The organism is Rahnella variigena (assembly GCF_003610915.1).
GTDB classification, from domain to species: Bacteria; Pseudomonadota; Gammaproteobacteria; order Enterobacterales; family Enterobacteriaceae; genus Rahnella; species Rahnella variigena.
Genome location: NZ_NSDJ01000001.1, coordinates 872,195 through 898,759, shown reverse-complemented (window position 1 = coordinate 898,759; position 26,565 = coordinate 872,195). Strand labels below are relative to the sequence as shown.

18 protein-coding genes, 4 tRNA genes, 3 rRNA genes and 1 riboswitch are annotated in these 26,565 nt (G+C 52.1%); of the genes, 4 read left to right on the top strand and 21 right to left on the bottom strand.

The features are described 5' to 3' along the window. Positions 1 to 24: 24 nt before the first annotated feature. The gene (locus CKQ54_RS04160) at positions 25 to 363 is read right to left on the bottom strand and encodes a MaoP family protein (protein ID WP_112290286.1); all 339 of its coding nucleotides are present in this window, start codon (positions 361 to 363) and stop codon (positions 25 to 27) included. 118 nt (positions 364 to 481) lie between these two features. On the opposite strand from CKQ54_RS04160, the gene hdfR reads away from it, so the two are divergent. Next, positions 482 to 1,306 (top strand): HTH-type transcriptional regulator HdfR, encoded by an 825-nt coding sequence (gene hdfR / locus CKQ54_RS04155; protein WP_112290284.1) that lies wholly within the window; start codon positions 482 to 484, stop codon positions 1,304 to 1,306. A gap of 11 nt (positions 1,307 to 1,317) precedes the next feature. Here hdfR and yjfF read toward each other — a convergent pair whose 3' ends face one another. The 13 genes from yjfF to btuB all read right to left on the bottom strand — a co-directional run bounded on the left by yjfF (position 1,318) and on the right by btuB (position 14,958). Beyond that, positions 1,318 to 2,304, bottom strand: a complete 987-nt coding sequence (gene yjfF / locus CKQ54_RS04150) for a galactofuranose ABC transporter, permease protein YjfF (RefSeq protein ID WP_113878114.1) — start codon at positions 2,302 to 2,304, stop codon at positions 1,318 to 1,320. Next, the gene (ytfT, locus tag CKQ54_RS04145; RefSeq protein WP_112290281.1) at positions 2,304 to 3,323 is read right to left on the bottom strand and encodes a galactofuranose ABC transporter, ATP-binding protein YtfT; all 1,020 of its coding nucleotides are present in this window, start codon (positions 3,321 to 3,323) and stop codon (positions 2,304 to 2,306) included. Before ytfT ends, yjfF begins: the two co-directional genes overlap by 1 nt. 10 nt (positions 3,324 to 3,333) lie before the next feature. After that, the gene (ytfR, locus tag CKQ54_RS04140) at positions 3,334 to 4,815 is read right to left on the bottom strand and encodes a galactofuranose ABC transporter, ATP-binding protein YtfR (protein WP_198659741.1); all 1,482 of its coding nucleotides are present in this window, start codon (positions 4,813 to 4,815) and stop codon (positions 3,334 to 3,336) included. Between the two features lie 111 nt (positions 4,816 to 4,926). Further along, positions 4,927 to 5,883, bottom strand: a complete 957-nt coding sequence (gene ytfQ / locus CKQ54_RS04135) for a galactofuranose ABC transporter, galactofuranose-binding protein YtfQ (protein ID WP_120162814.1) — start codon at positions 5,881 to 5,883, stop codon at positions 4,927 to 4,929. Between the two features lie 404 nt (positions 5,884 to 6,287). Next, positions 6,288 to 6,363, bottom strand: a tRNA-Trp gene (locus CKQ54_RS04130). 52 nt (positions 6,364 to 6,415) lie between these two features. Then, a tRNA-Asp gene (locus tag CKQ54_RS04125) sits at positions 6,416 to 6,492 on the bottom strand. Between the two features lie 98 nt (positions 6,493 to 6,590). After that, positions 6,591 to 6,706, bottom strand: a 5S ribosomal RNA gene (gene rrf, locus CKQ54_RS04120). 124 nt (positions 6,707 to 6,830) lie between these two features. Further along, positions 6,831 to 9,739 (bottom strand): 23S ribosomal RNA (locus tag CKQ54_RS04115). Positions 9,740 to 9,948: 209 nt separating this feature from the next. Next, positions 9,949 to 10,024: transfer RNA gene (locus tag CKQ54_RS04110), tRNA-Ala, on the bottom strand. A 137-nt stretch (positions 10,025 to 10,161) separates the two neighbouring features. Further along, positions 10,162 to 10,238: transfer RNA gene (locus CKQ54_RS04105), tRNA-Ile, on the bottom strand. Between the two features lie 71 nt (positions 10,239 to 10,309). Then, positions 10,310 to 11,852: ribosomal RNA gene (locus CKQ54_RS04100) — 16S ribosomal RNA — on the bottom strand. Together the 16S, 23S and 5S rRNA genes with 4 tRNA genes alongside form the textbook arrangement of a ribosomal RNA operon. Positions 11,853 to 12,269: 417 nt before the next feature. After that, on the bottom strand, positions 12,270 to 13,151 hold the full coding sequence (gene murI, locus CKQ54_RS04095) for a glutamate racemase (RefSeq protein WP_120163778.1): 882 nt from the start codon (positions 13,149 to 13,151) through the stop codon (positions 12,270 to 12,272). Next, on the bottom strand, positions 13,096 to 14,958 hold the full coding sequence (btuB, locus tag CKQ54_RS04090; protein WP_120163779.1) for a TonB-dependent vitamin B12 receptor BtuB: 1,863 nt from the start codon (positions 14,956 to 14,958) through the stop codon (positions 13,096 to 13,098). Before btuB ends, murI begins: the two co-directional genes overlap by 56 nt. A 71-nt stretch (positions 14,959 to 15,029) precedes the next feature. Beyond that, a riboswitch (cobalamin riboswitch) is annotated at positions 15,030 to 15,295 on the bottom strand. Between the two features lie 141 nt (positions 15,296 to 15,436). Here btuB and trmA point away from each other — a divergent pair. Further along, complete coding sequence (gene trmA, locus CKQ54_RS04085; RefSeq protein ID WP_120163780.1) at positions 15,437 to 16,537, top strand: tRNA (uridine(54)-C5)-methyltransferase TrmA; 1,101 nt, start codon at positions 15,437 to 15,439, stop codon at positions 16,535 to 16,537. Positions 16,538 to 16,620: 83 nt separating this feature from the next. Here trmA and bglB read toward each other — a convergent pair whose 3' ends face one another. The 4 genes from bglB to fabR form a co-directional block, all read right to left on the bottom strand. After that, a complete protein-coding gene (gene bglB, locus CKQ54_RS04080) occupies positions 16,621 to 17,760 on the bottom strand; it encodes a beta-galactosidase BglB (protein ID WP_120163781.1) in 1,140 nt (379 codons plus the stop codon). A 24-nt stretch (positions 17,761 to 17,784) separates the two neighbouring features. Continuing rightward, complete coding sequence (locus tag CKQ54_RS04075; RefSeq protein WP_112289363.1) at positions 17,785 to 19,371, bottom strand: MFS transporter; 1,587 nt, start codon at positions 19,369 to 19,371, stop codon at positions 17,785 to 17,787. A gap of 286 nt (positions 19,372 to 19,657) precedes the next feature. Further along, positions 19,658 to 20,017: a YijD family membrane protein gene (locus tag CKQ54_RS04070; protein WP_113877606.1), complete on the bottom strand. Its 360-nt coding sequence runs from the start codon at positions 20,015 to 20,017 to the stop codon at positions 19,658 to 19,660. A 10-nt stretch (positions 20,018 to 20,027) separates the two neighbouring features. Then, entirely contained in the window at positions 20,028 to 20,672 is a 645-nt protein-coding gene (gene fabR / locus CKQ54_RS04065) for an HTH-type transcriptional repressor FabR (RefSeq protein ID WP_120163782.1), read from the bottom strand. 212 nt (positions 20,673 to 20,884) lie between these two features. Between fabR and sthA the strand changes: the two genes are divergently transcribed. Further along, complete coding sequence (gene sthA / locus CKQ54_RS04060; protein ID WP_112289360.1) at positions 20,885 to 22,285, top strand: Si-specific NAD(P)(+) transhydrogenase; 1,401 nt, start codon at positions 20,885 to 20,887, stop codon at positions 22,283 to 22,285. Here the strand turns inward: sthA and oxyR are convergent. Further along, entirely contained in the window at positions 22,268 to 23,191 is a 924-nt protein-coding gene (oxyR, locus tag CKQ54_RS04055; RefSeq protein WP_112289359.1) for a DNA-binding transcriptional regulator OxyR, read from the bottom strand. The genes sthA and oxyR overlap by 18 nt on opposite strands. Positions 23,192 to 23,352: 161 nt before the next feature. On the opposite strand from oxyR, the gene CKQ54_RS04050 reads away from it, so the two are divergent. Then, entirely contained in the window at positions 23,353 to 24,114 is a 762-nt protein-coding gene (locus CKQ54_RS04050) for a glutathione peroxidase (RefSeq protein ID WP_112289358.1), read from the top strand. 117 nt (positions 24,115 to 24,231) lie between these two features. Here the strand turns inward: CKQ54_RS04050 and argH are convergent, their stop codons facing one another. Both argH and argB read right to left on the bottom strand, forming a co-directional pair. Then, on the bottom strand, positions 24,232 to 25,605 hold the full coding sequence (gene argH / locus CKQ54_RS04045; RefSeq protein WP_113877610.1) for an argininosuccinate lyase: 1,374 nt from the start codon (positions 25,603 to 25,605) through the stop codon (positions 24,232 to 24,234). Positions 25,606 to 25,688: 83 nt separating this feature from the next. Continuing rightward, on the bottom strand, positions 25,689 to 26,462 hold the full coding sequence (argB, locus tag CKQ54_RS04040; RefSeq protein ID WP_120163783.1) for an acetylglutamate kinase: 774 nt from the start codon (positions 26,460 to 26,462) through the stop codon (positions 25,689 to 25,691). Positions 26,463 to 26,565: the final 103 nt, after the last annotated feature.

Here is a 26,565-nt window from a genome sequence, read left to right as displayed (position 1 = left end):
AAAACGGGGCATCGCCCCGTTTCATTAGTCATCGCTTTCCGTGTAGTCTTCTACAGCGTCAGCCTGCGGTTTACCGCCAGACAACGTGTGGAATTTCTTCGGACGACGGGTGCGGACAATGTATTTGTTCCACACTTTTTCTGCATCTGTCACAGGTTCACGCGTACCGCGGCAAACCTCCAGGAACAGTTTTTCTTCGTCGTTAGCAGGCTCACGTTTTCCCAGATCCAGCTCGTTAAAGGCAAAGCCGTAACGTTCTAGCATTTGCGCTTCTTTAATGGTGAAATCGCCATGCCGGGAGAACCCGCGAGGGTAATGTTTATTATCAAAAAAACGATTTGTCGTGGTGAAGCTTTCCGCCATCTGACACGCTCCTAATTCTCTCATGGTCGTGCTGTTATGGCGCGGAGTATTAGTTAGGCTTGACATTGTGTAAAACAAAACATTTAAATCTTAACGACAAAAAATATTGGAGATAGTTTTGGACACGGAATTACTGAAAACCTTTTTGGAGGTCAGTAGAACTCGCCACTTTGGTCGGGCGGCGGAATCCCTATATCTGACGCAATCTGCCGTCAGTTTTCGTATCCGACAACTGGAAACCCAACTTGGCGCCAATTTGTTCACACGGCATCGCAACAATATCCGGTTAACGCCCGCAGGAGAACGCCTGCTGCCTTATGCTGAGAATCTGATGTCAACCTGGCAGATGGCGAAAAAAGAGGTGGTGCGTTCGTTACAGCACACTGAATTGTCGATTGGGGCAACGGCCTCGCTTTGGGAAGCCTATCTGACCCCGTGGCTGCAATCGCTTTACACGCAGCGCGGCGCACTGAGACTTGAGGCACGCATCGCCCTTCGCCAGTCTCTGGTCAAACAATTGCATGAAAGACAACTGGATTTACTGATCACCACTGAACCGCCGAAGATGGATGAGCTTTCAAGCCAGCTGTTAGGTAATTTCTCGTTACGACTTTTTTCATCACAGAAAACGGTCAGGGAAGAACATCCGCCGTATGTGAAACTGGAATGGGGTGCGGACTTCCCGCAGCAGGAAAAGCTGCAAAACAGCGATCAGGAACCGGTGCTGACCACAACGTCTGCGCATCTGACGCGCCAGTTGCTGGAAAACACCGGCGGTTGCGCTTTCCTGCCCGCGCATTGGGCGAAGGAATATCCGCAACTGTCGGTGCATGAAGAGATCCCTCCGGTGATCCGCCCGCTGTACGCCGTCTGGCTGCAAACCAGCGATCAGCAGGTTCTGATCCGTCAGTTACTCAAAACGCCGCTGATCACTAATCTCTGAACCGTCCGGCCTCAGGACGGTTCAGGCCGGGGATGGCGCGCTCTTCTGGCTGTCCAGAAGGTACCCATACCTTTTTGCAATCCGATGAAGATGAACAGCAACACCCCCATCACGATTTTGGTCCACCACGAGCTGAGCGTGCCATCGAAGGTGATGTAGGTTTGTATCAGCCCCTGAATGAGCACGCCAAACAAGCTGCCCAACACTGTGCCTACGCCGCCGCTCAGCAACGTACCGCCAATGACGACAGAAGCGATAGCATCGAGCTCTACGCCGCTGGCAGCGAGTGCATACCCTGCAGATGTGTACAGCGAGAAAATGATGCCGGATAACACGGCCAGCGAACTTGAGAGCATATAGATATAAATCGTGGTACGGCGAACCGGCACACCCATCAGCGCAGCAGAAACGTTACTTCCGCCGACGGCATAGACGTTGTTACCAAATCGCGTGCGATGCGCCAGAATAATCCCGCCCAGCACCACCAGCAACATGACCAGAGCCAGCAAAGTGAAACGGCCACCTCCGGGCATTTTCCAGGCATAATTGGCGAGGAAATCATAAACCGGATGGTTAATCGGCAACGATTCTTCCGAGACGATAAAACTCATTCCGCGCACAAAAAACATGCCCGCCAGCGTGATGATGAAAGCCGGCAGTTTCAGCGTATCAATAATCCAGCCCATCAGCGCCCCGAACAGCGCGCCCATCAAAAGCACAATGACAAACGCGTAACCGGGCGCAACGCCATAAGTGCCTATCAGTTTCGCCAGCAATACGCCCGTGAAAGCGATAACAGAGCCCACGGAAAGGTCGATACCGCCGGAGAGAATAACGAACGTCATACCAACCGCGACAATGCCCAGGAAAGCGTTGTCCGTCAGTAAATCAAAGAAGACACGCGTCGAAGCAAAGCCCGGAAACTGCGTGAAGCAATAAGCGTATCCCGCCAGGAACACCAAGATAGTAATCAGCAGGGGCAGATTTCTTTTAAGCATTATCCCTTCCTCCGGAACAGATTACTGAGCGAAACGCGGGGTGACTGAACCACCAGTACGGCGAGAACCACCAGGGCTTTCAATACCAGATTGAATTCAGGTTTAAAGCCGGAGAGCAGAATGCCGGTATTCATTCCCTGAATAATCAGCGCACCGACTACCGAAAGAAGCAGGTTAAAACGGCCGCCCAGCAACGAACCGCCACCGATGACGACGGCAAGAATAGCGTCAAGCTCCAGCCATAAACCGGCGTTATTGGCATCTGCACCCCGGATATCAGCAGTCACAATCACGCCTGCGACAGCCGCGCAAATCCCGCAGATGACGTAAGTGGAAATCAGTACTAAACGGGCGTTTACGCCGGCGTTATAAGCAGAGCGGATGTTGATACCCACCGATTCGATAAACAACCCGAGCGCCGTTTTACGCGTCAGCGCCCAGACCAGCACCAGCATGACGACGGCAATGATCACAGGCATCGGCAGATAAAACAGCGAACCACTACCAAACTGCGACAAACCGTTATGTTCAAACGTGACGATCTGTCCTTCCGTTATTAACTGTGCGATCCCCCTTCCGGCGACCATCAACATCAGCGTGGCAACGATCGGTTGTATTTGCAGGACTGCGACCAGAAATCCATTCCACAAGCCACATATCGCACCAACACCCACCGATGCCAGCAATACCATCGCCAGCGGATACCCCTGAACGGTCATAGTCGCCGCCGTCGCACCCGCTATCGCCATCACGGCACCGACGGAAAGGTCGATCCCGCCGGTCGCGATAACCAGCGTCATCCCCAGAGCCAGCAGTGCTACAGGCGCGCCGCGGTTGAATATATCAACCAGGCTGCCAAACAGGCGACCATCCTGAATGTGGATAGAGAAAAATCCGGGGGCGACCAGGCTGTCGATGATTAATATGGCGACGAAAGCGCCGATTTGCGTGGCACCCTTAGGAAATACAAATCTTACTTTGCGCGGTCTTCCCGTCATTGGCAGACTCCTGTTGCTCATTGATATCTCCTCATTGCGCCGCAATGGCTTTCATAATGGCTGGTACGGAGATTTCAGCCTGCTCGATTTCGGTAACATGACGACGGTCGCGTAACACCACGATGCGGTCGGCATAGCCGGACAGCTCTTCCAGTTCAGATGAAATGACCAGTAAGGCCAGCCCTTCATCGCAAAGTTTCTCAATCAGACGGATGATTTCTGCATGAGCCCCCACATCAATGCCACGTGTGGGTTCGTCGAGAATGAGGAAACGGGGATTGGTCGCAAGCCAGCGGGAAAGAAGCACTTTTTGCTGATTACCGCCGGAGAGATACTGAATTTCCTGCTCCGTACCGGGTGTGCGGATACCGAGCAGCTTGATGAATTTTTCGGCTATCTGGTGCTGCTCTTTCATAGGCAGGGGTCGCAACCAGCCGCGCTGAGCCTGTAAGGCAAGGATGATATTTTCACGCACTGTGGCGGCACCGATAATCCCATCCGTTTTGCGGTCTTCCGGGCAATAACCAAACCCAAGCTTCGCAGCCTTACGGGGGGTGCTGATGGTTTCGGGTTTGCCATCAACCTGCGCGCTGCCGCTGTCATGTCCCTTGATACCGAAGATCAACTGCGCCGTTTCTGTTCGCCCTGACCCCAGCAAACCTGCCAGCCCTACGATTTCGCCCCGCCGTACTTTCAGGTCGAAATTTTCAATGACCCCACGACGGCCATAATCTTTGAAATCGACCAAAGGCTCGCCCGTCACATTGCGATGCTCGGTACGCTTTAGCAGGCTTTCATCAAAGCTGTGTCCCAGCATCATTGGCACCAGATCGATACGTGGCAGATCAACAGTACGTTCAGATCCCACCCGTTTACCGTTACGTAAAACAGTTATCCGGTCGCTGATCCGATAAACCTGGTCGAGGAAATGCGTCACGAAAATCATCCCCACGCCTTTGTCACGCAGCTGAACAAGAATATCGAGCAACATGCTGACTTCTTTGGCATCCAGGCTGGCTGTTGGCTCATCGAGTATTAAGACTTGCGCTGAAAGATCGACAGCGCGGGCAATGGCCACGATTTGCTGGATAGCAATGGAATAAGTGGAAAGAGGCTGGCTGACATCCAGATGCAGACCATAACCTTCCAGAAGGGATTCGGCCTGTTGTTCCATCTTGCGCTGATTGACCAGCCCGAAGCGGGTCGGTTCGCGCCCGATGAAGAGATTGGCGGCAACAGAGATATTCGGCAGAAGGTTAACTTCCTGATATACCGTGCCGATCCCAAGCGACTGAGCATCAGCGGTATTGACAGGTTCAATCGATTTTCCGTTGAGAAAAACTTGTCCGGAAGAGCGCTTATAAACACCGGTAAGCGCTTTAATCATCGTGGACTTGCCCGCCCCGTTTTCACCTAACAGTGCCACTATTTCGCCACGTTCAAGCGTGAAGTCGACATTTTCCAGCGCTTTCACGCCGGGAAATTCTACGGATAAACCGCGGACCTCAAGCAGTGTTTCTGAACCAGGATTATCCGTCACGTCACTACTCCTGCTGCATTCGCCAGGAGGCGAAAAGGGAATAATTTTTACCGGCCTGCCGCTGAGGCAAGCCGGTAAACCGGCTTAATAACCCATGTCTTTTTTCATGTCGTATTCTTTCTGAGCCATATCCGGCAGGATAAGCGCAGACTGAGTCTGAATGAATTTCTTAGGCTGAGTACCATCCTTTTTCATTGCAATCAGAGCATCAAATGCAGGGCCCGCCATATTAGGCGTCAGCTCGACAGAAGCATTCGCTTCACCGGCCAACATCGCTTTGTAGATGTCAGGAACGCCATCGATTGAAACAATTTTAATCTGCGAACCCGGCTTAAGACCGGCTTCTTTAATGGCCTGAATCGCACCGATTGCCATGTCATCGTTATGGGCGTAAACAGCACAAATGTTCTTACCGTTTTGTTCAGCCTTGATGAAGCTTTCCATGACTTCTTTACCTTTACTACGGGTGAAGTCACCAGATTGTGAACGGATAATTTTGACGTTTGGCGCAGCTTTCAGCGCATCGGCAAAGCCTTGTTTACGGTTTAAGGCGACGCTTGCGCCCACGGTGCCTTGTAATTCAACAACATTACACGGCTTACCGGCGACATCTTTGACCAACCAGTCTCCAGCCACTTTGCCTTCATATACGCTGTCCGAAGCCACTGCGGCGGTGTAGAGAGAAGGATCAGTGACTTCGATAGTACGGTCTAACAGGAATACCGGGATCTTGGCTTCTTTAGCTTCCGTCAGAACCGGAGCCCAGCCGGTGGCCACGACCGGTGCGATGAAAATGGCATCCACACCCTGAGCGATAAAGGAGCGTATGGCTTTGATTTGATTTTCTTGTTTCTGCTGAGCATCAGCAATTTTGAGTGTGATACCGCGTTTTTCGGCCTCGGACTTAGCCACTTTTGTTTCCGCAGAACGCCACCCAGACTCAGAGCCAATCTGCGAAAAACCAACAACCAGCGGAGCTGCATGAGCCGCGCCACAAAGTGCTGTTGCCACTGCTGCTGCCACAATTAAGCGTTTGTACATGTTTCTTTCCTCGCGTGTAGTCTGAGCTACTTTTTGTTATGACTCGTAGGGTACGGCCAGGACGTTCACCCGACCTCAGTGTTCATTCCTCTCGACACGACGTCAGGAAAAAGAATGAAAACAGTATTGTCAGGGGCGGTTTGTCGTCACAGGACGATGATTAGGTTTAGTACACTGGGAAAAAGGGAGCATGAGCGGGGTCACATACGGGGAGAACAATCAATTAGTGCATGTATTCAGCCAAAACATGACAAAAAACAACCAGGAAAATGGAGCGGATTGAGCCGAAATGGTGCAAAAGCCGGCAAGACAGAGGTTTTATTGAGGGATTAATGAGCGCGATAAGAAAGGAGGACAAATTACAGACGAAAAAAAACCCCTCGCTTTCGCGAAGGGTTTCAATATGGCAGGGGCGGAGAGACTCGAACTCGCGACACCCGGTTTTGGAGACCGGTGCTCTACCAACTGAGCTACGCCCCTAAATTACGCTTAACATTATGCCTGCTAAAATTAGCAGGCATAATCAAATAATTGGCGGAACGGACGGGGCTCGAACCCGCGACCCCCTGCGTGACAGGCAGGTATTCTAACCAACTGAACTACCGCTCCACCGGTTCTTTCACACGCATCAGCAATCGGCTGATACCTGCTTGTTCCTGTTATTTTCCTTGTCAGGGGAAAAGGAACACGTTCTTTACTAATTTGATGCCTGGCAGTTCCCTACTCTCGCATGGGGAGACCCCACACTACCATCGGCGCTACGGCGTTTCACTTCTGAGTTCGGCATGGGGTCAGGTGGGACCACCGCGCTACTGCCGCCAGGCAAATTCTGTTTCATTCATACCGCATCGTGCCATGATTTCTCATACCACTCCGCCATACGAACCAATCTCGGAACATTCAGCTGAAAATCTACTTCAAGTCTCTAAAAACACCTTTGGTGTTGTAAGGTTAAGCCTCTCGGGTCATTAGTACTGGTTAGCTCAATGCATCGCTGCACTTACACACCCAGCCTATCAACGTCTTAGTCTTAAACGTCCCTTCAGGTGGCTTAAAGCCACAGGGAAGACTCATCTCGAGGCAAGTTTCGCGCTTAGATGCTTTCAGCGCTTATCTTTTCCGCATTTAGCTACCGGGCAATGCCATTGGCATGACAACCCGAACACCAGTGATGCGTCCACTCCGGTCCTCTCGTACTAGGAGCAGCCCCTCTCAATCTTCCAACGCCCACGGCAGATAGGGACCGAACTGTCTCACGACGTTCTAAACCCAGCTCGCGTACCACTTTAAATGGCGAACAGCCATACCCTTGGGACCTACTTCAGCCCCAGGATGTGATGAGCCGACATCGAGGTGCCAAACACCGCCGTCGATATGAACTCTTGGGCGGTATCAGCCTGTTATCCCCGGAGTACCTTTTATCCGTTGAGCGATGGCCCTTCCATTCAGAACCACCGGATCACTATGACCTACTTTCGTACCTGCTCGAGCCGTCACTCTCGCAGTCAAGCTAGCTTATGCCATTGCACTAACCTCACGATGTCCGACCGTGATTAGCTAACCTTCGTGCTCCTCCGTTACTCTTTAGGAGGAGACCGCCCCAGTCAAACTACCCACCAGACACTGTCCTCACCCCGGATCACGGGGCCGAGTTAGAACATCAAACATTAAAGGGTGGTATTTCAAGGTTGGCTCCACGCAGACTGGCGTCCACGCTTCAAAGCCTCCCACCTATCCTACACATCAAGGCTCAATGTTCAGTGTCAAGCTATAGTAAAGGTTCACGGGGTCTTTCCGTCTTGCCGCGGGTACACTGCATCTTCACAGCGAGTTCAATTTCACTGAGTCTCGGGTGGAGACAGCCTGGCCATCATTACGCCATTCGTGCAGGTCGGAACTTACCCGACAAGGAATTTCGCTACCTTAGGACCGTTATAGTTACGGCCGCCGTTTACCGGGGCTTCGATCAAGAGCTTCTCCTTGCGGATAACCCCATCAATTAACCTTCCGGCACCGGGCAGGCGTCACACCGTATACGTCCACTTTCGTGTTTGCACAGTGCTGTGTTTTTATTAAACAGTTGCAGCCAGCTGGTATCTTCGACTGGCTTCAGCTCCGGGAGCAAGTCCCTTCACCTACGCGCCAGCGTGCCTTCTCCCGAAGTTACGGCACCATTTTGCCTAGTTCCTTCACCCGAGTTCTCTCAAGCGCCTGAGTATTCTCTACCTGACCACCTGTGTCGGTTTGGGGTACGATTTCGTGTTACCTGGAGCTTAGAGGCTTTTCCTGGAAGCTTGGCATCAACTACTTCACCACCGTAGTGGCTCGTTATCACGCCTCAGGGTTAATATGCGACCGGATTTACCAAATCACACCCCCTACACGCTTGAACCGGGACAACCGTCGCCCGGCTAGCCTAGCCTTCTCCGTCCCCCCTTCGCAGTAACACCAAGTGCTGGAATATTAACCAGCTTCCCATCGACTACGCTTTTCAGCCTCGCCTTAGGGGTCGACTCACCCTGCCCCGATTAACGTTGGACAGGAACCCTTGGTCTTCCGGCGTGCGGGTTTTTCACCCGCATTATCGTTACTTATGTCAGCATTCGCACTTCTGATACCTCCAGCAAACCTCACAGTTCACCTTCGACGGCTTACAGAACGCTCCCCTACCCAACAACGCATAAGCGTCGCTGCCGCAGCTTCGGTGCATGGTTTAGCCCCGTTACATCTTCCGCGCAGGCCGACTCGACCAGTGAGCTATTACGCTTTCTTTAAATGATGGCTGCTTCTAAGCCAACATCCTGGCTGTCTATGCCTTCCCACATCGTTTCCCACTTAACCATGACTTTGGGACCTTAGCTGGCGGTCTGGGTTGTTTCCCTCTTCACGACGGACGTTAGCACCCGCCGTGTGTCTCCCGTGATAACATTCTTCGGTATTCGTAGTTTGCATCGAGTTGGTAAGCCGGGATGGCCCCCTAGTCGAAACAGTGCTCTACCCCCGAAGATGAGTTCACGAGGCGCTACCTAAATAGCTTTCGGGGAGAACCAGCTATCTCCCGGTTTGATTGGCCTTTCACCCCCAGCCACAAGTCATCCGCTAATTTTTCAACATTAGTCGGTTCGGTCCTCCAGTTAGTGTTACCCAACCTTCAACCTGCCCATGGCTAGATCACCGGGTTTCGGGTCTATACCTTGCAACTTGACGCCCAGTTAAGACTCGGTTTCCCTACGGCTCCCCTATACGGTTAACCTTGCTACAAAATATAAGTCGCTGACCCATTATACAAAAGGTACGCAGTCACCCAACAAAGTAGGCTCCCACTGCTTGTACGTACACGGTTTCAGGTTCTATTTCACTCCCCTCGCCGGGGTTCTTTTCGCCTTTCCCTCACGGTACTGGTTCACTATCGGTCAGTCAGGAGTATTTAGCCTTGGAGGATGGTCCCCCCATATTCAGACAGGATGTCACGTGTCCCGCCCTACTCATCGAACTCACAACGTATGCATTTTTGTGTACGGGACTATCACCCTATACTGTGCGACTTTCCAGACGCTTCCACTAACACATACGCTGATTCTGGTTCTGGGCTCTTCCCCGTTCGCTCGCCGCTACTGGGGGAATCTCGGTTGATTTCTTTTCCTCGGGGTACTTAGATGTTTCAGTTCCCCCGGTTCGCCTCATTACACTATGTATTCATGTAATGATAATGTGTCGAAACACACTGGGTTTCCCCATTCGGGTATCGTCGGGTATAACGGTTCATATCACCTTACCGACGCTTTTCGCAGATTAGCACGCCCTTCATCGCCTCTGACTGCCTAGGCATCCACCGTGTACGCTTAGTCGCTTAACCTCACAACCCGAAGGTGTTTCCACCGTCGCGCTGCGATTATTTGAGAGACTCTGTTACAGACTAATCCACCACTCAGTACTTCTACGGAGAGTGATGTTCAGCTGTAAACTTTCAATTTTCAGCTTGTTCCAGATTGTTAAAGAGCAAAATACTTCGCAGTATACTGTTTCCAATACACTCTGAAGTATTATTTAGGGGCTGTACGGTAATGGTGGAGCTAAGCGGGATCGAACCGCTGACCTCCTGCGTGCAAGGCAGGCGCTCTCCCAGCTGAGCTATAGCCCCATACAGTCACTTACAGATACCTTAATCACTAACACACCAGCAAGATGAGTTAGCCAATTTGTTCTCAGGCAAGGCGGAGTTCATACGACGTTTGCAAGTGCAAACGAGTGTGACGACAACGCAGCATGAGGACGAATTGGTAGGCCTGAGTGGACTTGAACCACCGACCTCACCCTTATCAGGGGTGCGCTCTAACCACCTGAGCTACAAGCCTATTAAGGTATTTCTGCTCGTTACTTTCTATCAGACAATCTGTGTGGACACTGCACAATGCGTATCTTGAGGTAAGGAGGTGATCCAACCGCAGGTTCCCCTACGGTTACCTTGTTACGACTTCACCCCAGTCATGAATCACAAAGTGGTAAGCGCCCTCCCGAAGGTTAAGCTACCTACTTCTTTTGCAACCCACTCCCATGGTGTGACGGGCGGTGTGTACAAGGCCCGGGAACGTATTCACCGTAGCATTCTGATCTACGATTACTAGCGATTCCGACTTCATGGAGTCGAGTTGCAGACTCCAATCCGGACTACGACATACTTTATGAGGTCCGCTTGCTCTCGCGAGTTTGCTTCTCTTTGTATATGCCATTGTAGCACGTGTGTAGCCCTACTCGTAAGGGCCATGATGACTTGACGTCATCCCCACCTTCCTCCGGTTTATCACCGGCAGTCTCCTTTGAGTTCCCACCATTACGTGCTGGCAACAAAGGATAAGGGTTGCGCTCGTTGCGGGACTTAACCCAACATTTCACAACACGAGCTGACGACAGCCATGCAGCACCTGTCTCAGAGTTCCCGAAGGCACTAAGCTATCTCTAGCGAATTCTCTGGATGTCAAGAGTAGGTAAGGTTCTTCGCGTTGCATCGAATTAAACCACATGCTCCACCGCTTGTGCGGGCCCCCGTCAATTCATTTGAGTTTTAACCTTGCGGCCGTACTCCCCAGGCGGTCGACTTAACGCGTTAGCTCCGGAAGCCACGCCTCAAGGGCACAACCTCCAAGTCGACATCGTTTACAGCGTGGACTACCAGGGTATCTAATCCTGTTTGCTCCCCACGCTTTCGCACCTGAGCGTCAGTCTTTGTCCAGGGGGCCGCCTTCGCCACCGGTATTCCTCCAGATCTCTACGCATTTCACCGCTACACCTGGAATTCTACCCCCCTCTACAAGACTCTAGCTTGCCAGTTTCAAATGCAGTTCCCAAGTTAAGCTCGGGGATTTCACATCTGACTTAACAAACCGCCTGCGTGCGCTTTACGCCCAGTAATTCCGATTAACGCTTGCACCCTCCGTATTACCGCGGCTGCTGGCACGGAGTTAGCCGGTGCTTCTTCTGCGAGTAACGTCAATGTACAGTGCTATTAACACTGAACCCTTCCTCCTCGCTGAAAGTGCTTTACAACCCTAAGGCCTTCTTCACACACGCGGCATGGCTGCATCAGGCTTGCGCCCATTGTGCAATATTCCCCACTGCTGCCTCCCGTAGGAGTCTGGACCGTGTCTCAGTTCCAGTGTGGCTGGTCATCCTCTCAGACCAGCTAGGGATCGTCGCCTAGGTGAGCCATTACCTCACCTACTAGCTAATCCCATCTGGGCACATCCGATGGCGTGAGGCCCGAAGGTCCCCCACTTTGCTCTTACGAGGTCATGCGGTATTAGCTACCGTTTCCAGTAGTTATCCCCCTCCATCAGGCAGTTTCCCAGACATTACTCACCCGTCCGCCGCTCGCCGGCAAAGTAGCAAGCTACTTCCCGCTGCCGCTCGACTTGCATGTGTTAGGCCTGCCGCCAGCGTTCAATCTGAGCCATGATCAAACTCTTCAATTAAAAGTTCGATTTGCTTAAACAAGTTAAGCGGTGCTCAGAGATTACTTCGTAATAATTCAACTAAATGAATTACTGCTTGGTCACTCTAAGACTTGACATTACTGTCAGTAAATATTTTGCCACCGAAGTGGCTGATATCGTCTTGTGAGTGCCCACACAGATTGTCTGATAAATTGTTAAAGAGCATGCCGCGGTTCGCAAGGAATCTTATGCGGCGCGGGAGGCGTATATTACGTTTTCCCGCTGAAGAGTCAAGAGATTATTCATTCGAACTTTCTACTTTTTCTCTTCCTGTCCGAGCGACTTGTCAGTCGTTGTTCCCGGTCAGTGGAGGCGCATTATAGGGAGTTCTCAGAAGGCCGCAACCCCTAAAATACAAATAATTTACTGACCGCTGAATCTTTCATCAAATGGTGTTTAAAGCGGCAATTCCTGGATACTTCTGAAGCCATATGACTGTAAAACAGGCAGCAAACTTTGCGCCTCCGCGGTCATCGCCATGCAGTAGGCGACACTCTCTATTTCAACACCGGCTTTTTTTTCTGGAATAGCGACGTGAGAAGTCTCAATTAACCAGTGCGCGCGTCTGGCAATCGCAGAACCGGAGTCGATCATACGCGTGCCGTCTGGCAAAACCTGTGACAGCTCTTGCGAAAGCAGCGGGAAATGCGTGCAACCTAATACCACGGTATCCGGTGGTTCACGTAAACGCAGCCACGGATGCAAGATTTTCTTCAATACAGCCAGTGAAACCTCTTCGCCATGCAGCTTCGCTTCCGCCAGCTCAACCAGCTCCGCCGAGCCCAGCATCAGAATCTGACAATCCGTCGCAAAGCGGGCGACCAGATCATGCGTATAAGGACGCTGTACCGTCGCGCGCGTCGCCAGCAATCCGACCACACCATTACGCGTCAATTTAGCAGCGGGCTTAATCGCAGGGACAACCCCGACAACGGGGCAACTGAATTTGGCGCGTAATGCAGGGAGGGAGACGGTACTCGCGGTGTTACAGGCGATGACAATAATAGAGAGGGGATGGCGTTTCGCGACAGCGGTGACAATCTCCACCACGCGCTCAACGATAAACTCTTCGGATTTCTCGCCGTAGGGGAAAGCCACATTATCGAAGGCATATATATAGTGCAGGTCCGGCAACATCTGCCGGACCTCATCATACACCGACAACCCGCCGACACCGGAATCGAAAACCAGCACCGTCGGGCGGTCAGGAACTTGTGTTGTATCAGAAGGTATAGCTTCCAGAGAGGTAGTACTCACGTCCTGGTGTGGCATAGCCATAAGCCGTCTCGTAATCTTTATCAAACAAGTTGGCAATTCTACCACGAACTGTCAGGTGTGAGGTCACAGGATATGATGCCGCGAGATCCCACAAACTAACACCGCCCAGTTTAACGGTCTGATAAGGATAGGTTCCGTAGTCGGTATCGTAACGCTGTCCCAGATACTGATAGTTGATCGACCAGTCAATGTCAGCGATGTCCCAGTCAATCTGGTATTTAGCCTGCTGCTTGGCACGACGGGTCAGAATTTCGTTGGTTGTCGCATCACGAGGGTCGAGATATTCCAGAGTAATCTTGTGCTGCAACGGGCCGGTATCAAAGGAACCCGTCCATTCAACGCCTTTGATGGTCGCTTTGCCGATGTTGTAATAATTGCTGGTCGAGTCGTTGTAAGAGATCATCTGATCGATGTCATTACGATAGACGGACAAGCGCCAGTCCAGCGGACCCGTCAGGCCTTCAAGCCCGCCTTCCCATTGCTTACTCTCTTCCGGCTTCAGATCGGGATTACCATAGTAATCACTGTAGAGCTGACTCAGGTTCGGTGATTTATAAGCGGTACCGTAGGAAGCAATCAGGCGATAGCCATCGATAAACTCCCATGCGGCGCTGCTCTGCCAGGTGGTGTGCTGACCAAACTGGGAGTTGTCGTCGCTGCGCACCGCGCCTTCCAGTGTGAAATCGCTGATTTTTTGCTGCGTGGTCAGATACACGCCGGTATTGTGCTGATCATAGCCATCGGCAAGATAGCTGGTACCCGGCTCGGTAGTCAGTTTCTGCCAGTCCAGACCTGCGCTGACTTCCCCTTTCCATATCTGGAACGTATTACCCCATTGCACGTTGTACTGATCGGAATCGTCCAGGGAAGCGGAGGCGTCATACGGGCCATATTTCGGATCGTAGTTATAGTCTTTGACGTGGCTGTAGCTGCCGATGAGCTGCGTGGCATAAATGCCGTTCTGATAACGCAGACCTGTGTCATATGTCCGGCTGTAAAGCTGGCGGGTATCAATCAGCGCGCTGCCCGGCGAGTAATACGCATCATAAGCCGTGCGGTTGTCATACCCGTAGGCGCGCGCAAAGCCGCTGATCTCTTCATTGAACTGATGTTGCAGCGCCAGATACAGCGTCTTGCTCATGAAGCCGTCGCGGTCGGGCTGAGGAACGCCGCCGTTATTGCCGTCAGCGACCACGTCAATCCCACGGGTGTAGGTGTAATCCCCTGCTGCCGTCAGCGTGGTGTTCTCACCTAATTTCTGCTGCGTTGAGCCGTTGTAGTTCTGATAGCCGTGTGAGCCGATACCCGCGCCGAGCGTTGTGCCGTCTTTGTCGCGTGTCGTAATAATATTAATGACGCCGCCGATGGCATCCGAGCCATAAACCGCCGAACGCGGGCCGCGAATAAATTCAATGCGCTGAACTAATGAAAGAGGGATCTGGCTGATATCTACTGATCCGGAAATACCCGCCTGATTGAGACGCACACCATCCATCAGGACCAATGTGTGGCTGGAGCTGGTACCGCGAACATATACAGAGGTCAGTTGCCCCATTCCGCCGCTCTGGCTGATATCCACGCCAGGTAAACGACGCAACACATCGGCCACGGATTTTGACTGCCACCGGTCGATATCTTCACGCGTGACGATATCCGTCGGCGCTAATACAGAAGAAACGGGCTGTGGAAAACGGTTAGCAGTAACGACCATATTATCGCTGCTGTTTGTGGAAGTGCTGTCTTGCGCCCACCCTGAAAAAGCCGTGACGGATAATGCCGTCAGCAGCACGTGCTTTTTAATTGTCATGAATCGAGCATCCAAACTTAATTGGCGGATGCCGCAGAGGATCACCGGCGGTAATTCGCGACGACGATGATTAATGCGACGTAACATCGGCAGGTCTTCGGACTTAGGATTTGCAGGCTTATTAATTACACCGTAATTAATTGAAATTACCCGCACCGGGCGATGACTTCCCATCTCCTCTTTCTCCTTTCCTATATAAGGAGAGAAGGAAGAAACAGTGTCTGCAAAATAAAGAATGCTATCGCCGTGATTTCCCCATACCGCTGCGCGCCAGTTCCGGATTCACACCGGATTCCCTTTTAACTCAGTCAATGAGGCCGAAGCGCAATCGTACGATCAACCTATTTGGAAATCCAGACATCCGTAATAGCCAGTAAGCTTTCACGATATAAATGTAACAATGGTGGACTTAACGGAGACATTCCCTACAATCCCCCGCTAAGTTTGTCCATTCATTCCCTGTTAGACGAGATAACCGATGACGCCTGAAAACCTGCCCATTGAACAGTACGACGACCAGCTGGCGGAAAAGACCGCACGTCTCACGGCGATGATGTCGCCATTTAATGCGCCGCAGCCTGACGTTTTCCGTTCTCCTGTCAGCCATTATCGTATGCGCGCGGAATTTCGCGTCTGGCACGATGAGGGCGACCTGTACCACATCATGTTTGATCAGCAGACCAAAGCCCGCGTGCGCGTGGACCAGTTTCCGACCGCCAGCGAACTGATTAACCGTCTGATGCCGGTGCTGATTTCGGCTATTAAGCAAGATCCGGCATTGCGCCGTAAGATCTTCCAGATCGACTATCTGTCGACCCGCAGCGGCAAAATCATCGCCTCGCTCCTTTACCATCGTAAGCTTGATGACGAATGGCAGCAGGCCGCAACCGCGCTGCGTGACCAGCTGCGTGCTGATGGTTTTGATATCCAGCTGATTGGACGTGCCGCGAAAACCAAAATCATGCTCGACCAGGATTATGTTGATGAAGTTCTGCCGGTCGCGGGCCGCGATATGATTTATCGTCAGGTGGAAAACAGCTTCACTCAGCCAAACGCCGAGATGAATATTCAGATGCTGGAATGGGCACTGAAGGCCACGGAAAACTCGACCGGAGATTTACTGGAACTTTACTGCGGTAACGGCAACTTCTCGCTGGCTCTGGCACGTAACTTCCGCCGCGTACTGGCGACCGAAATCGCCAAACCTTCTGTCGCCGCCGCGCAATACAACATTGCCGCGAACCACATTGATAACGTGCAGATTATCCGCATGGCAGCCGAAGATTTCACACAGGCGCTGAATGGCGTGCGTGAATTCCGCCGTTTGCAGGATGTCGATTTAAGCGGATACGAGTGCAACACCATTTTTGTCGATCCACCGCGCAGCGGGCTGGATGATGAAACGGTGAAAATGGTGGCAGGCTATGACCGTATTCTTTATATCTCCTGCAATCCGGAAACGCTGTGTGCGAATCTGGAAACCCTGAGCAAAACGCACCGCATCACGCGTCTGGCTTTGTTTGATCAGTTCCCGTATACGCACCATATGGAATCTGGTGTGCTGCTGGAAAAAATCTGACAGCGGATGGAAAAACAAAAACGGGCACCTTTTGAGTGCCCGTTTTTATTTCAGTCCGTTGTCCACGATATTACAACACGATATTACAAATAGACCCGCAGATATTCTGACAGACACAGGATCGCCATCGCCTGCCCGTAAGGCATAGATGTCAGGGCGATTTCACGGTAGAAATCGAGATCATTGCCCATCGCCGTGCCGAATGAGGTTTGCGTCAGTTCACCGGTCGGATTGATATGCTTGATCACACCCTGAATGGCTTTCTCCGCCACCGGCGCATAAGACGCATCGATATAACGTTTACGTACCGCTTTCAGGATGCCGTAGGCAAAACCAGCGGTCGCCGAACTTTCCAGATAAGAGTGCGGATCGTCGAGCAGCGTATGCCATAAACCGCTGTCGTCCTGACATCTCGCCAGCGCACTGACCTGACTTTCCAGCACCTGCAATAAATAGCGGCGTGTTGCGTTGTTTTCCGGTAAATCCACCAGTTCGAGGAATTCCGGAATAGCAATCGTCAGCCAGCTGTTACCGCGCGCCCAGCGAGCCTGAGCAAAGTTATGATGCCCGTCAAACGTCCAGCCGTGGAACCACAGGCCGGTTTCGCGATCCATCAGGTACTGCACGTGCATCAGGAACTGATACGTCGCTTCTTCAACAAATTCCGGGCGATCCAGTAATTTGCCGATTTTCGCCAGCGGCAGCACGCTCATCATCAGCGTGTCGTCCCACATTTGCTGATGATTTTCGTTGTTATAAACGATGTGCTGCATCGCACCTTTATCAGTGCGCGGCATTTCATACATCACCCATTCAGCCCAGCGCTCCAGATAAGGGCGCCATGCCGCATTGCCGGTTTCCTCATAACGATAAGCCAGCGTCAGGAACGGACTCATGGTATTGACGTTTTTGGTCGGCGTGCCTTCCGCCAGACGTGCGGTAAACCAGTCGTCGATCACCGCCCGCATTTTTTCGTCGCCGGTCTGCTGATAATACTGATAGATACCGTAAAGCCCGATGCCGTGCGTCCATTCCCAGCCCGCCCAGCCTTTGGTATCAATTACGCGGCCATCGTCGAGGCGTAACAAGAATTCACCGGTTTTATCTTCAATATTCACCAGATTGTCAGTCACGTTGTGGATCAGCGATTTCAGTTCGTTGCGTGAAATGAAATGTTCCGGCTGTCGCAGCAAAGCACTGTGTTTAACTTCAAAAACTTTCATGGGGTTCTCCTGTGAATTCAAAATTTATAAACGTCCCTGGACCGGCATTTCAGCAGTATTTTCGCGGGTCAGCTTTTCGGGTGGCGGATTATTGCGATGCAGATAACCGATGTTGTTATTGCCCCACAGAGATTCGTATTTCATCCCTGTCAGCATTTCGACCGTTGCGCGGTCTTCCGGTGTAATTTGTTCCGGGACGATGCGGTTGGCATCACGCATTTTTTGCGTTTCGCGGGTCAGCACGCCGTGCGTTTTCTGATTCAGGCGGAAGAATAAAGAAATCATGAAACCCATGCTGAGCATCAGCAATGACCCGATCACCAGTACACCAAGAATCGTATGACCGACCGCCGGTACCTGCTGGCTTTGCCCGGAAACAAATCCGGCGAGTTGCAGAATGATCCCCACCAGCATGACTGCGCCCGCCTGAGACGCTTTGCGGGTCAGCGTCATCACCCCGGCAAAAATCCCTTCGCGGCGCTGACCGGTAATGGTTTCATCGACATCAGCAATATAGGTATAGATATTCCACGGCACGTAGTTGATCCCGCCGCGTCCCAGACCGGCCAGCGCGGAAATCAGCAACAGTAATGACATCGAATCATTCATGCCGGTGAAATACAGCACACCGTAGGAAATGGTCGCCAGCCCGAACAGCGTAACGGCCAGACGATAAGACGGCGCAGGGCCGAAGCGGATGCACAACGGGATCATGCCGATCACCGCCACGAATTGCAGAATCGCCATCATGCCCATCAGATTGGAAGCAATCGCTGCGCTTTGCATCAGCACGAACACCACGTAATAGGTGAACACGGCGTTAAACACATCCTGCGCGATATACCCGCCAAGGTACAAACCCAGATGCTGGCGGAAAATTTTGATTCGTAACGTGGAAGATAACTCGACTTTCAGGCGTTTCAGGCTTTGTGCCAGCGTCAGTTGCTGACGCTCGCGTTCAATTTTCTTCGTGGCTTCCGATTTGAGTTCTTCCGGACGTTCCCAGGTAAAGAAATAGACCAGCGTCAGGACGAAGGCGCAAATCACCGCAAAGACCAGACTCGAGTAGAAGAAGGAAATGGCGTTATCTTTGCCGAAATGCTGCAACAAAATGCCCGGCAGGAACGCCGCCAGAATCGCAGAAAGCTGCGCCAGCGCGATACGTGCGCCAGAGAATTTGGTCTTCTGTTTAAAGTCATCGGTCATTTCCGGTACCAGTGTTTCATATGGCACCAGAATCATGGTGTAGACGATATCGAACAGCAAATAAGTCAGCAGATAGTAGACGTATCCCATGTCGCCCACCCACATAAAGCTGTAGCTGAACACACAGGGTATACCGAGCAGAATGAAGAACTTACGCCGGCCAAACCGTTTGCCTAGCCAGGTGTTACCGAAGTTATCAGTGAGATACCCCATCAGCGGGCTCAGTACCGCATCGGCGACGCGCGCAGTAGCAAAAATAAAGGTCGCTTCGATGGGCGAAAGGCCGCAAAAGGTGGTGTAGAAATAAAGCAGCCATGCTGCCGTCAGAGCGGTGGTGCCTGCCCCCAGAAAATCGCCAGAACCGTAGGCGATGTAATTAAAGAATCCAATTTTACGTGTTTTCATTGCCGTGTTGCCTCTGTTAAATCACCTATAGGCGTAGGCTGAATGCGAACGAAAATGTATCGTCCGGCCATGATTCAAATTAACGAGGAGCAGGAATGAAAACCTTTTGGTTTTTGCCACTCAAAGCCACTTTATGGCAATGAAATAAAGAAGTGGGCGATCAATCTCTAAATATTGAACATGGGTTTGATATTAATGAAATGACAGTTCATTAAATGAATGAGGGGGATGAAAAATAAAAAAAGGCAATCCACAGATTGCCCTTTATGCATGGCGGGGAAAAGTCTTACTGTAACGTGGATTTTCGCTTTTTCAGCTTCAGGCCTATCCAGAACACCAGCGCGACACTGATCAGCGACGGCACGAAATTAGAACCCAGTTCAGGGTATTCCGCCCGGACAATGGTGCTGTACAGCACCAAGCCCAGCAGGAAACAGGCTGCCGCCAGAACCGGTAATCCTTTCGGCATTTCGCCACGGTGGTAACGCACGTGCAGGCAGTACACCGCCAACACCAGAGAAATAATCGGGAAGATCGAAAACGTTACGACAGAACTGAATAACGCATCGAAAGTGCCATTAATCGACAGCCCGGCAATCAGAGCCAAAACCAGAGTGCCATTATCCTGGTTCGGTTGTTCGGTCATCTTCTTTACCTCAGGTCTTATTATTGATGGAAGTCACAGCCGTACGTTCCTGTTGACGGCGATACCAGTAATACGCGCCTTTGGAGATCATCCGCAGTTGCAGCACCAGCCGTTCTTCCAGCTGACGGCGTTGAGCGATATCCACATCCAGCGCTTCCGCACCGGCGTTGAAAACGATGATCACCATGGCTTCAGCCTGCGCTTCGGTAAAACTGCGCGGCATATGGTTTTCGAGTTGCAGATAATCGGCAAGTTCCGCAATAAAATGCTGAATTTCACGGGCGACGGCGGCACGGAATGCCGAAGACGTGCCGGAGCGTTCACGCAGCAGCAAACGGAATGCGTTGGGATTATTACCGATGAATTCCATAAAGGTGGAAACGGACGTGCGGATCACGCTGCCGCCTTTGGCAATACGCTGACGTGCCTGGCGCATCAGCTGGCGCAGCATCAGGCCGCTTTCATCCACCATGGTCAGGCCCAGCTCATCCACATCGCGAAAATGCCGGTAAAAGGATGTGGGTGCAATACCTGCCTCGCGGGAAACCTCACGCAAACTCAGACTGGCAAAGCTGCGCTCGGCACTGAGCTGGCTAAAAGCCGCCTCAATCAGCGAACGACGCGTGCGCTCTTTTTGTTGTGCTCTTACGCCCATAACCTTCATCCGGATAGTATTCTTCTTTTTGATTATTCGCCCGTTACCGATTCACTATACCAAAATTTTTGACGGGCGGAGCCAAAGATACCACAGCATAAAGTGGGTCAGAATGTTGCTGCTTTACCATTAAATGACAACCGCTTGTGGGGTAAACAGGTGTAATATGTTACTTTCTCGTTGTGATTTTGTATAAAAATAGGTTTCGAACTATGCCACAGCACTCACATTTTGATGCCATTATCATTGGCTCAGGCCCTGGCGGAGAAGGCGCCGCGATGGGACTGGTTAAACAAGGCGCCCGGGTTGCTGTCATCGAACGCTATAACAACGTCGGTGGCGGATGTACTCACTGGGGCACCATCCCTTCCAAAGCACTGCGCCACGCCGTCAGCAGAATCATCGAATTTAACCAGAACCCGCTCTACAGCGATAACTCACGCACCATGAGTTCAAGCTTCCCGGACATTCTGCGTCACGCCGATTCAGTTATTAATCAGCAGACCCGTATGCGTCAGGGTTTCTATGAAAGAAACCAGTGCCAGTTGTTCTCCGGCGATGCCAGCTTTGTCGATGCCAACACCGTCAGCATCCGTTATGCCGACAACACACACGAACAAATCACCGCTGACAATATCGTCATTGCCTGCGGTTCGCGTCCTTACCGCCCTGCTAATGTCGATTTTGGTCACCCGCGCATTTATGACAGCGACCTGATCCTCGAACTGAGCCATGAACCGCGCCATGTGATTATTTACGGTGCGGGTGTGATCGGCTGCGAATATGCGTCGATCTTCCGTGGTCTTAACGTCAAAGTGGACTTAATCAACACCCGTGACCGCCTGCTGTCTTTCCTCGATCAGGAAATGTCAGACGCCCTTTCTTATCACTTCTGGAACAACGGTGTGGTTATCCGCCACAACGAAGAATTCGAGATGATCGAAGGCGTGGAAGACGGTGTGATCATGCACCTCAAATCCGGTAAAAAAGTGAAAGCCGACGCGCTGTTGTACGCTAACGGACGCACCGGTAACACCGATCAGCTGGGTCTGGAGAATATTGGTCTTGAAGCGGACAGCCGTGGTCTGCTGAAAGTGAACAGCATGTACCAGACGGCGCTGTCGCATATTTATGCGGTCGGCGATGTGATTGGTTACCCAAGTCTGGCATCCGCCGCTTATGATCAGGGCCGTATTGCCGCGCAGGCAATGATTCAGGGAGAAGCCAAAGTCCACCTGATCGAAAACATTCCGACCGGTATCTACACCATCCCTGAAATCAGTTCCGTCGGTAAAACCGAGCAGGAACTGACAGCGATGAAAGTGCCATACGAAGTGGGTCGCGCGCAGTTCAAACATCTGGCACGCGCACAAATTGCCGGAATGAACGTGGGCAGTCTGAAGCTCCTGTTCCACCGTGATACCAAAGAAATTCTGGGGATCCACTGCTTTGGTGAACGCGCTGCCGAGATTATTCACATCGGCCAGGCCATCATGGAACAGAAAGGTGAAGGGAATACTATCGAGTATTTCGTTAATACCACCTTCAACTATCCGACCATGGCAGAGGCCTATCGCGTTGCGGCACTGAACGGATTAAACCGCCTGTTTTAAGACTGCGGTTCGGTCCATATAAGGCTGCATGTGCTCTTTAATGGCTTCGGCCAGTTGTTCGTAACGCCCGCGCAGTGGCGAACCGGGACGATATACCAGCGCGATGGTGCGTCGCGGTTCCGGTTTGTCACAGGTCAGGTACGTCACTCCGTCACGGCTGCGCTCATTAGGCACGGCCAGTGATGGCAGCAATGTGATCCCGCTCCCCGCCGCCACCATATTACGCAGTGTTTCCAGACTGGTTGCGCGGAAATGGGTATCTTCATCTGCGCCCGCCTGGAAGCAAAAACCGAGTGCCTGATCGCGCAGACAGTGCCCGTCTTCCAGCATCAGCAGTTTCTCACCGGCCAGATCGGCCATCGCCACGCGATCGCGTGATGCCCACGGATGATCGTCATAGATCGCCAGTTTCATCGGCTCATCAAACAGCGGCACTTCAATAAACGCTTCGCTCTCTTTCACCAGCGCCAGAATCGCGCAATCGAGCTTTCCGCTGTCGAGCTGCGCCAGCAACTGATGAGTTTGCGCTTCGTGCAGATACATTTCCAGTTTAGGAAACGTCTTGTGCAGTGAAGGAATAATTTGCGGCAACAGATAAGGTCCGACGGTTGGGATGAGTCCGATGTGCATCGGCCCGGACATCGCTTCACCCTGCTGACTCGCCATCTCTTTAAGTACTTTCACTTCACGCAGCACTGTGCGCGCCTGATCGACCAGCAGTAAACCCGCTTGGGTAAACAGCACCTTACGGCTGGTTCTTTCCAGCAACATCACACCCAGCTCGTCTTCCAGTTTGCGGATCTGTCCGCTTAACGTTGGCTGGCTGACATGGCATGAGTCTGCGGCGCGACGAAAATGGCGGAACTCTGCCAGTGCCACCAGATACTCTAAATCACGGATGTTCATTTTTTCCTCCAGTCCCTAAAAGGCAATGCGATAGCCGGTAACGATAGATAAGATAGCAATCAACGATTATATCTATCAACCTTTATCGTTAATAATGCCTTCCAACGAAACGGCAATGCCGAAAATACTTTCTATTTGATTGATTAATTAAGAGGTTATTCATGTTTGCAAGCCAGGAAGGGAAACACGTACCGCAAGTTACTTTTCACACCCGCCAGGGCGACCAGTGGGTAGATCTCAGCAGCGATGAGCTGTTTAAAAATAAAACTGTGATTGTTTTTTCACTGCCGGGCGCATTTACCCCGACCTGTTCTTCGAGCCATCTGCCACGTTACAACGAACTGGCACCGGTGTTTAAAAGCCACGGCGTTGACAGCATTCTGTGTGTTTCCGTGAATGACACCTTCGTGATGAACGCGTGGAAAGCTGAACAGAACGCGTCCAACATCACTTTCATCCCGGACGGCAACGGTGAATTCACCAAAGGGATGGACATGCTGGTCGAAAAAGCCGATTTAGGTTTCGGCCCGCGCTCATGGCGTTATTCCATGCTGGTGCGTAACGGCGTGGTCGAGAAAATGTTCGTCGAGCCAAACAAACCGGGCGACCCATTTGAAGTGTCTGATGCCGACACCATGCTGAAATACCTGGCACCTGAATTCAAAGTGCAGGAATCCGTGTCTGTGTTCACCAAACCGGGCTGTCCGTTCTGTGCGAAAGCCAAACAAATGTTGCAGGAACGCGGCATTCAGTACGAAGAAATTGTATTAGGTAAAGATGCAACGACTGTCAGTCTGCGCGCCGTGACGGGCCGGGCGACAGTGCCGCAAGTCTTTATCGGTGGACGCCACATCGGGGGAAGTGACGACCTGGAGGTTTACCTCCATTCAGAAACAGAAGACCTGTGTGAAGTCGCACAATAATCTTCGATAAGAAACAGCTGTAAGAAGTAAGACAAGAAATCCCTGCATTACCAACAAAAAGAAGCAAAGTAAGACTACGTGAACGTTGGCGGATCTCTGATCCGCCTTTTTTTTATTTTACGCTAAACGCGCTTTCGCATCGGCAATCGCCTGGGCGACCTGCTGCGGAGAAACACCCCCTTTGGCGGCACGTTTGTCGAGACAGGATTGCAGCTCGAGAATGGCGTAAACGTCATCGCCAATCACAGAGCTAAATTTCTGCAAATCCGCCAGCGGCAATTCTTCCAGCGCTTTGCCTTGATTAATGGCTTCGACAACCGCTTCACCGACAATATGGTGCGCTTCACGGAACGGCACGCCTTTAGCAACCAGATAATCGGCCAGCTCGGTAGAGTTGGCGTAACCTTGCTGCGCGGCCTCTTTCGCACGCGGGCGTTTCACCTGAATTCCATCCAGCACCAGAGAAGCCATGTTCAGGCAATCCATCCAGGTGTCGAGCGCGTCGAACAACCCTTCTTTGTCTTCCTGCATGTCTTTGTTATACGCCAGCGGCAGGCCTTTCATGGTCATCATCATGCCGGTCAGTGCGCCCTGCACACGACCACATTTGCCACGGATCAGCTCCAGCGCGTCCGGGTTTTTCTTCTGCGGCATCAGGGAAGAACCGGAAGTCACGCGGTCGGACAAATCGATAAACGCCGCTTCACCGGTATTGAAGAAGATCAGGTCTTCGGCAAAACGGGAAAGGTGAACCATGCTGATAGCCGCGTTAGAAAGCAGTTCAAGCACGTGGTCGCGGTCAGACACGCTGTCGAGGCTGTTACGGGTCGCTGAAGCAAAACCTAACCAGCCTGCCAGCTGTTCGCGGTCCATCGGATAGGCAGTACCGGCCAGAGCGCCACAACCCAGCGGGCTGACGTCCAGACGAGTCAGGGTATCTTTCAGGCGGCTTTCATCACGCGCCAGCATTTCGACATACGCCATGCACCAGTGCGCAAAGGTCACCGGCTGAGCGCGTTGCAGGTGGGTGTAACCCGGCATCACGGCATCCTGATTGGCTTCGGCCGTCGCGACCAGCGCCTGCTGCAAGTGATGTAATGCCTCGCCCAGTTCAACCACTTGCGCTTTGCACCACAGTTTGATGTCGGTCGCGACCTGATCGTTACGGCTGCGGCCGGTATGCAGTTTTTTACCGAGGTTGCCCACTTTGTCGATAAGCTTGCCTTCGACCCAGCTGTGAATGTCTTCAGCGTCGCTGGCTAAAATAGCGCGGGGATTGGCACGGACTTCTTCCAGCAATACGGTCAGGGCTTCTTCCAGCTGGATTTGCTCATCGGCTGTTAATACGTTCACAGTCACCAGCGCTTTGGACCAGGCCACGGAACCTACGATGTCCTGCTCTGCCAGCCGGTAATCGAAACGCAGTGAGTCATTGAGTTCTTTAAACCGCTGATCCGCTGCCTGAGTAAAACGTCCGCCCCAAAGTGCCATTTTCCTGCTCCTGAATTTATTATGCAAAAGGGCGCACTATGCTGCGCCCTTGAAAAGGGTATACCGAATGCGCCGCCGGTGCGTTACGCCAGTATGCGTGTGCCGATGGCGACACCGTTAAAGAGTGCTGGTAATTGTTCAGCGTGACGCCAGCTGGCGATATCCACCGGACGTCCGAGAGAACGCGCAGCGTCCAGCGCGGCGTTAACTTTGACGATCATACCGTCAGTGATGATGCCCTGATCGATAAGCTGTTCAGCTTTCTCTGCACTCATTTCCGGAATGCGCTGGCCTTTGCCATCGAGAATACCGCTAACATCCGACAACAGGATCAGATCTGCGCCCAGTGTAGCCGCCAGCGCCGTCGCTGCCTGATCCGCATTAACATTCATCAGTTCGCCAGCAGCAGTGATGCCGATAGAGCTGACAATCGGCAGATAACCTGCGCCGGTCAGCGTGTTGATCAGCGCCGGATTACCCGCTTCGGCTTTGCCGACAAAGCCCAGTGATTCATCCAGCTGCGTCACGCTGACCGTGCCGCCATCCGCCAGAGACAGGCCAACCGCATTGATGTGGTTTTTGACCGCCCACGCCAGCAGGGTTTTATTAGCACTGCCCGCCAGCGCGCCGGTGATGATATCAATCTGATCAGCCGGAGTAACACGCAGACCGGCCTTTTTCACCACAGGCAGATTCAGCTTTTTCATCAGCTCATCAACCAGGTAGCCGCCACCGTGAACAATGACCAGCGGGCGGTGATATTCCTGACGATAAGCCACTACCGCCATGAACAGGCGCTCAAGCGCTTCTTCATTGTCCAGCAACACACCACCTAATTTGATGACTAACGGATTCATAGCTGTTCGCGCCCCGACCGGTTGAGAATGTTAATTAATAACAATAGGTTTCATTTAATCTAGCACCCCTGCGCGTCTGGATAAACGCTCAGGGGCGATTGTT